The sequence below is a fragment of the Sphingomonas sp. LaA6.9 genome (assembly GCF_022601895.1).
Classification (GTDB): Bacteria; Pseudomonadota; Alphaproteobacteria; order Sphingomonadales; family Sphingomonadaceae; genus Sphingobium_A.
Genome location: NZ_JAKVIO010000076.1, coordinates 1 through 6,821, shown reverse-complemented (window position 1 = coordinate 6,821; position 6,821 = coordinate 1). Strand labels below are relative to the sequence as shown.

General features: G+C 64.4%; 7 protein-coding genes and 1 pseudogene. 2 read left to right on the top strand and 6 right to left on the bottom strand.

What is annotated here, in order from left to right:
* The 3 genes and pseudogenes from MKI88_RS20910 to MKI88_RS20900 all read right to left on the bottom strand — a co-directional run.
* Window positions 1-122, bottom strand: a pseudogene (locus MKI88_RS20910) (F0F1 ATP synthase subunit C); the annotation flags it as partial.
* A 46-nt stretch (window positions 123-168) separates the two neighbouring features.
* Complete coding sequence (locus MKI88_RS20905; protein ID WP_241633487.1) at window positions 169-927, bottom strand: F0F1 ATP synthase subunit A; 759 nt, start codon at window positions 925-927, stop codon at window positions 169-171.
* Between the two features lie 69 nt (window positions 928-996).
* Window positions 997-1,314: an AtpZ/AtpI family protein gene (locus MKI88_RS20900; protein WP_241633486.1), complete on the bottom strand. Its 318-nt coding sequence runs from the start codon at window positions 1,312-1,314 to the stop codon at window positions 997-999.
* Between the two features lie 270 nt (window positions 1,315-1,584).
* On the opposite strand from MKI88_RS20900, the gene MKI88_RS20895 reads away from it, so the two are divergent.
* Window positions 1,585-2,286, top strand: a complete 702-nt coding sequence (locus tag MKI88_RS20895) for a protocatechuate 3,4-dioxygenase (RefSeq protein WP_241633485.1) — start codon at window positions 1,585-1,587, stop codon at window positions 2,284-2,286.
* A 40-nt stretch (window positions 2,287-2,326) separates the two neighbouring features.
* On the opposite strand, the gene MKI88_RS20890 is transcribed toward MKI88_RS20895, so the two are convergent.
* From MKI88_RS20890 to MKI88_RS20880, 3 genes are read right to left on the bottom strand one after another with little or no spacing between them, the layout of a single operon-like run.
* Complete coding sequence (locus MKI88_RS20890) at window positions 2,327-2,728, bottom strand: YdbL family protein (RefSeq protein WP_241633484.1); 402 nt, start codon at window positions 2,726-2,728, stop codon at window positions 2,327-2,329.
* A complete protein-coding gene (locus MKI88_RS20885) occupies window positions 2,725-2,898 on the bottom strand; it encodes a YnbE family lipoprotein (RefSeq protein ID WP_119765559.1) in 174 nt (57 codons plus the stop codon). Before MKI88_RS20885 ends, MKI88_RS20890 begins: the two co-directional genes overlap by 4 nt.
* A 56-nt stretch (window positions 2,899-2,954) precedes the next feature.
* Entirely contained in the window at window positions 2,955-6,152 is a 3,198-nt protein-coding gene (locus MKI88_RS20880; RefSeq protein ID WP_241633483.1) for a YdbH domain-containing protein, read from the bottom strand.
* A gap of 113 nt (window positions 6,153-6,265) precedes the next feature.
* Between MKI88_RS20880 and MKI88_RS20875 the strand changes: the two genes are divergently transcribed.
* A partial coding sequence (locus MKI88_RS20875) for a RadC family protein (protein WP_241633482.1) occupies window positions 6,266-6,821 on the top strand: 556 nt, incomplete at its 3' end.

The window sequence follows — 6,821 nt, the reverse complement described above, 5'->3', positions numbered from 1 at the left end:
GCGGGGTTGCGGAGCGCGCTCTCAAGGAACGAGCCGAAAACGTTACCCACGCCGATGGCGGCCATGCCGGCGCCGATGGCTGCGAGACCTGCACCGATCAGCTTTGCTGCTTCTGCGTCCATTTGAATAACTCCTTTTCTTAAATTCGATTGTTAGTGATTTGAAAAATCAGTGAAGATTCTCGGCATCGTTGATGTAGAGCGATGTGAGAAGCGCGAAAACATAGGCCTGGATGCCGGCGACCAGCACCTCGAGCGCGGTGATGCCGATCATCAGCACGAAGCTGGGAATGCCCACCATCACGCCGTAGCCGAGGCCGGCATTGGTGCTGTTGATGACGAAGCCCGCAAGCACCTTCAGCAGCACGTGCCCCGCGGTCATCGCAACGAAAAGTCGCAGGCCGAGGCTGAAGGGACGCACCATGAACGAGACGAACTCGATCGGTGCGATGATCGGGATCATCGGCAGCGGCGTGCCATGCGGCACGAACAGCGAGAAAAAGTGGAGGCCGTGCTTCCAGAAACCGACGATGAGCACGATCGAGAAAGACATGATCGCGAGGATGCCGGTGACGGTCAGATGGCTCGTAAAGGTAAAGGGATGCGCGCCGAACAGGCCGATCGGCAACATGCCCAGCATGTTCGCGAAGAGGATGAACATGAAGAGCGAGAAGACGTAGGGCACGTATTTGCGCCCGCCCTCACCCACATTCTGGATGAGCATGTTCGAGATGAAGCCCGTCATCGCCTCTACGGAAGCCTGCCAGCGGCCGGGGACGAGCTGGCGCTTCATGCCGCCCAGCATGAACACCCAGAGCAGCACCGCCGTAATCACCATCCACAGCGCGGAATTGGTGAACGCGATGTTGTAACCGGCAATGCTCAGATGATCGGTGCCGAACAACGGCTCGATCGTGAACTGATGCATCGGATCGATTTTACCAGATTCGGCTGCCACGCGATAAATCCCAAATCCTGCAACCAAAGCGCCCGAAAATCACTTCGAACGCTGGTTTGAAATCCTGATGATATTCCTGAAGGCAACGACAATTCCGAAGAACATCATCACCAGCAGGGCCCAGGGCGACGTACCCGCCAGGCGATCAATCACCCAGCCGATCAACGTACCGCCTGCGATCCCCCCGATCAGTTCGGCAAGCACCCGGTTGCCCAGACGATAATTCTCGTCATGGCCGTCCCGCGGCGCGCCCTTCCTGACCTTCTCTTTGTGGTGCGCTTGTCTCAACCGCTGCTTGAGCGACGAGAGCCGAGCGTCCTCTTCGATGGGGTCCTGCCCAGGATCGCTTTCCGTCATCCTCTACCCTTCTTCAAGCCGAAGACCGGGCATAGCACGACCGACGAGCGAGCCCGCCAAGGCGCGGCCCGTTTAGGAAGCGATGCCGTCTAAGTCAACCGCAGTGGTGCAGTACGTAAAAGCCCACGGTTTTAGGTGATTTTCGGCATGACTGGTGCTGGCAGCCCAAATGATCGCCACCCGGCCGGATTCGCCCGGATGCGCACTTTGGCGCGCATCGGGGCTGTGCTACGCAGCACCTGCCCCAATCGCAGCAGGGGAGCGACCAGCATGGATATCGTCGATTCGCAAAATCGAAGCGTCATCCGTGAGAGTGGCAATGCGTATCCACAGTCCCGCCGGGAACTGTTTGGGCTGGCAGCAGGTGGTCTCACCGTGCTGGGTTCGGGCCTGATCGGCAGCGCGGTATTTGGCGCAACGCCGACGGAAACGATGACGATCGGCCCCTTCTACCCCATGCAGCGGCCGCTCGATCAGGATAGCGACCTCACCGTGGTCAATGGCATTGCGACCCACGCCAAGGGCCAGATCGTCGATCTTTCGGGGCGCGTGCTCAAGCCCGACGGAACCCCGGCGGCGGGCGCGCGGATCGAGATCTGGCAGGCCAATGCCGCGGGCCGCTATGCACATCCCGCCGACATGTCGGGCGTTGCGCTTGACCCCGGATTTCAGGGCTTTGGAGTTCAACTGGCCGATGCCGAGGGACGCTACCGTTTTCGCACGGTAAAGCCCGGCGCATATCGCATCCCCGATGGACGCGTGCGAACTCCGCATGTCCATTTCGACGTGCAGGGCCGTACCAGCCGAATCGTATCGCAGATGTTCATCCCCGATGAGCCGCTCAATGCGTCGGATTTCCTGCTCAAAGTCTCGGAGGCCCCCGAAACGCTGATCGCGCGCAGACTTCCGCCGCCGCCAAGAGCGCCTGATATGCTGGCGCTCCAATGGGATATCATCCTGGTAGACGGCTGAAATTCCGCCTCCGCCGTCATGACGGCGGAGGCGGAGCGATTCAGCCCACGCTGGGGCAATAATCGGGCTTGGGGACCGGGGCGCTGCCTTCGCGAACGCGCCAGACTCCATCGGTCAGGCGATAAGCGCGGCCGGGGCCGACCTTCGAAGTCAGCGTCTGGCAACCCGTCGCCGCGGCCATGTCCGACACGCTTACGCCGCGCTTGGCGGCAAGATCGGTATAGGCCGCACGACGCTTGATATTGATCGCGTCGACTTCCGCCTTGAGCGCTGCCGACGGCGGGTTACGGAAACCGAGATAGCCATCGGCCTGTTCGCCGACGTCTCCGCTGGCGAGCGCCGCGGAAACCGCGCCGGATTGCGCGCGCGCCACGCCCGCAACGCCGGCGGTCAGCACGAGCGCGACGCCCAGGCCGATGATGATTTTGCGGTTCTTTGTCATTGCGGGAACAACTCCGGGTTTTCCTGAATCAACTGTTGCGCGTCCTGCTGGAGGCGTACAACCACCTCCTGCCGGACATTGACGTTGAGATTGATCTCGATCGGCTTGTCCGGCGCCTTGACCTGAATGCACCCGCCAAGAATAGCGGACAGCCCCAAAAGGGCCAACATCCCGGGTGGACCGGCACGCACCGCTTCGCGAGCGCTCCTCGTCAACTTGGCGCTATTCATTGCATTTTCTCGCTTTCCTCAGGCTGAACGGATTTTGCCGGTTCTTCTGCCGCCTCGAACCCGGGAAGGTTCTGGCGAATCAACAGGCTCGGATCGGTGAAGCTGCGCGCGGTATTGAGCAAGCCCCGGAATGGCGCGCGGATCGTGATGTTGAAGATGAAGGGCAGCCCGATGAACTGTGCGGTCAGGCTGGAGGCCGCGACGTCGACAGTCCCCTGATTGGTGCCGGTAAAGCGCACCTGCGTCACCATCTCGGCATCGAGCGGGCCGTTGAGGTCTATGGCGAGCCGGCTGTATTTGATCGATTTCAGCGCGTCGAAGGCCATCGAACCGAACATGCCGAGATCCTCGTTGGAGACCTGACCGACATAGGCAAGCGTGCCCCCCTCCTCGCGCACCACCAGCCGCCCGCCCTCGATCCGCCCGCCGGTATCGTCGAACACCATCGGGATGGTGCCATCAAAGACGCCGGTGACGTTGATGTCCTTCAGCTCGAACTGGTTGATGAACTGCGCGGCGTCGAGCCCGACGACACGGAAGGTCAGCCGGCGTTCCTTTTCGACGCCAAAGTCGAGCACGGTGGGATCGAGGATCAACTCGCCGCCCGCAAAGGGCCAGCGCCCGCCCTCGATCTGCACTTTCTGTCCGGGAAGCAACTGATAGTCGACATAGCCGTTGAGCACGGCGATCCCCGGATTGACCTCGCCCAGATACAGGCGTTGCCCCGGCCCGCTGACAAGCCCCAGCAGATCGGTGAAACGCAGTTCGCCCGTGGCGGCGGTCACCGGCCCGAAGGCGGCGGCGAGATCGGCATTTTGCGTACGGAACACGCCGTCGCTGCGCACGCCCTGCGGTGTCCAGCGGATATTGCCGCGACCGGTCACGGTGGCGCGGACATTGGCGACCACGCCGAGTGCGGCGGGGGTCAGCGTGTCGGGCTGGAACCCTTCGCCAAAGGCAAGTCCCGCGACATCCAGCACGGCTTCGCCCGTTGCCGCGCCCATATTGTGGACGATGTCCACATCGGCCACGCCCGTCTTGCTCGCAGGATCGCGCAATTGCCCCTTCGCCGTCAGGCGATCGCCCTTGAGCAGCAGCGTGAAATCCTCGCTCACCAGCGGGTTGAAGCGCGGCTGCGCCTCGGCGTCGGCGACGCGCAGGCGCCCGTCGAGCGCCAGCGCGCCGTCCCTGATCGACCATTTGCCCGCGCCTTCGGAGACGAGCAGCCGGACATTGGCAATCTGGCCTCCCGTGCCCTCGAAAGTGCCCGCCACCGCCCCGTCCCGGAAACCACCCGCGAGCCGCGCGATATCCAGTCGGGTGACGCTCTCGCCTGCACCGAGCCTCAGCGCCACATCGCGCGCGCTGAAGCCCTGTCGCGCAAGGCCGACCTCGGCGCCCGACAGCGCAATGGATACCGGGCTGTCGCCCAGCTGGCCCGACAGCCGCGTGGGAGCCAGTCGCACGCCACCGCTCATCCGGCCGGCAGCGTTCATCGCAAACAGCGCAGGTCCCTCATTGGGGCACAGCGTCATGCGGTTCGCGCCAAGCGCAAGCCCCGCCGCATTGAGCGATGCGAAGGATAAAGGCGTGCAACCCGGATTGAGTTGCATGGCGCCGCCGCGTCCCAACCGGCCGTCGATCGGCAAGGTCAGCCCCGTCACACGCCCGTCGCCGAGCGGACCGTCGAGCGTCACGCGTGTTTCGAAGCGAGTCGCGCCGTCCCGGTCCGCGGTGAAGCGCACGGGGGTGAGTGCCAGGCGCGCGCCGTCCACCGCGTAGGGTGCGACGACCGCGCTGCCCGTGATCGGTGCACCGGGCTCGCGCTGGCTGAGCTGGACGACCGCTCCCGGAAAGCCGCCGCCCCCAACCGTCAGCCGACCGTCGACGAGCGCCGCGCCCGTGCCAGGCCAGCCGAAGCGAACGCCCTGCCCGTCCGAAAGGCTGATCCGTGCGCCGCTGCGGCTGATCGCAGCGAGCGAGGCAATGCGCAGCGATCCGCTGCTGCCCCGGTGCGCTACCGAAAAATCGGCGCTGAGCGCGGTATCGCGCCCTGCGCGCGTGATGGCATTGGCGAGCGCCCGCACGATCGGCGCGGCCGGGGTGCCCTCTGCCGAGGCGCCGAGGCTCGCAACCTGCGCAAGGCTCTGGCGATCAAGCGCCGCCCGTTCGATTTCGGCGCGGCCACCGAAGGTCGCGGCAACGCCATCGGGCTTGCCGCCGATCTCGTAACCGCCCTTGAGCGAAACGCCCCGCCCCGAAATTCCCGCGGCCGCGATATCCTGCGCCGCGACCTTTATGTCCCCCCGCGTCGCCGCGCTGCGTCCGTCGAAGTCGACCGTGCCGATGACACCGCCCAGCCGCATGTCGCCCATGCGCGCAACCGGGACATCGACGCCCGCCGAGCCCTGCCAGTGATTGAGCGCCTCATTGAAGCGCGCATCGACCACCGCCTGTGGCCTGTCGATCGCGAGCCCCTGACCAGCGCACGCAAGTGCGGTTGCACGCACCGGCCCGGAGACCCTGGGGCGCTTGTCGTCGATCGCGAGATCGAGCGACGCGGTCATGCCCGACAATGCGCAGTCGCCGATCGCCAGTTGCGGCGCATTCGCCGCGAGGTTGCCGCGGAATCCGTCGGACAGATTGCCGCGCCCCTCAAGCCGTGCGCCGATCGGGCCATTGGGAAGGTCGAGTCGCACCTGCGCGTCGCTGAGCACGACCCTTATATCGGGCAGTGCAAAGGGTTCGCCCGTGGGTTCAGGCAACAGCCGGTCGACCGCGCCGAACGAAAAGCTGCCATCGACCAGTCGCCCACGCAGCCGAACGCCATGCGCGCGGATTTCGGCAACGCCAGGCCCCGTGAACCCGTACCGCGTGACCACCTCCGCCCATTCAGCGGTCAGGTCGGGATTTCGCGGATCGCCGATGACAAGATTCTCGATCCGCTGCGTGCGGAAACCAATCCTCTCGATGTCGTAGCTCGCCTGGACGCCGCGTTTCTCCAGCGCATCCTCGACGATATTGCGTGCGATCGGTTCGCGCTGGGTCCAGGTCGCGAACAGCGCCAGCGCGACGACTGCGGTCACGCCGAGCGCAATTCGCTTCAGCCGTCGGGGACGCGGCGGCCAATGCGTGCCAACGGTCTCCTCGATCTCGTCACGGAGTTCGTCGACCAGGCTTTCGTCCTTCTTCACCACGCCTCCCGGCCAACGCGCGCGCCCATCGCCCGACGCCAATCGTTCATTTCGCAACCCAAACGTCCGAGCATCATTGCGGTTGCGTTCAAGCGCTTATACTTCTTTCGACAATGAGCGGGGATGAACAGGACGGCAAGAGCCAAGACGGCGCCGGACATCGCGCGAGGCTGCGCAAGCGGCTGATCGAGGGCGGCGGCGACGCGCTGCTCGACCACGAACTGATCGAATATCTGCTCGCCACAGCGATTCCACGCATCGACACCAAGCCGATCGCAAAGGCGCTGCTCAGCGAGTTTGGCGGGATCGCCGGCGTCTTTTCGGCCGAAGCCGAGGCGCTGGCGCGTGTAAAGGGCGTGGGCGAAGGCGCGGTGGCGGCGATCAAGATCGCGCAGGCGACAGCGCTCAGGCTGCTGCGCGCCGAAGTGGCCGAGCGCCCGGTTCTGGCAAGCTGGCAGGCTTTGCTAGACTATCTGCGCGCCGACATGGCGCATATCGGCATCGAACGCGTACGCGTGCTCAATCTCAACACGCGCAACATGCTGATCCGCGACGAACTGGTCAGCGAGGGCTCGATCGACCAGGCCGCGATCTATGTCCGCGAGGTGGTACGTCGCGCGATCGAATTAGGGTCCGCCGCGTTGATCCTCGTCCACAATCATCCAAGCG

Bases quoted from the DNA above. Each gene is read 5' to 3' on its own strand.
- MKI88_RS20905 (WP_241633487.1), bottom strand. From the start codon at position 927: ATGCATCAGTTCACGATCGAGCCGTTGTTCGGCACCGATCATCTGAGC.
- MKI88_RS20900 (WP_241633486.1), bottom strand. From the start codon at position 1,314: ATGACGGAAAGCGATCCTGGGCAGGACCCCATCGAAGAGGACGCTCGG.
- MKI88_RS20895 (WP_241633485.1), top strand. From the start codon at position 1,585: ATGGATATCGTCGATTCGCAAAATCGAAGCGTCATCCGTGAGAGTGGC.
- MKI88_RS20890 (WP_241633484.1), bottom strand. From the start codon at position 2,728: ATGACAAAGAACCGCAAAATCATCATCGGCCTGGGCGTCGCGCTCGTG.
- MKI88_RS20885 (WP_119765559.1), bottom strand. From the start codon at position 2,898: ATGTTGGCCCTTTTGGGGCTGTCCGCTATTCTTGGCGGGTGCATTCAG.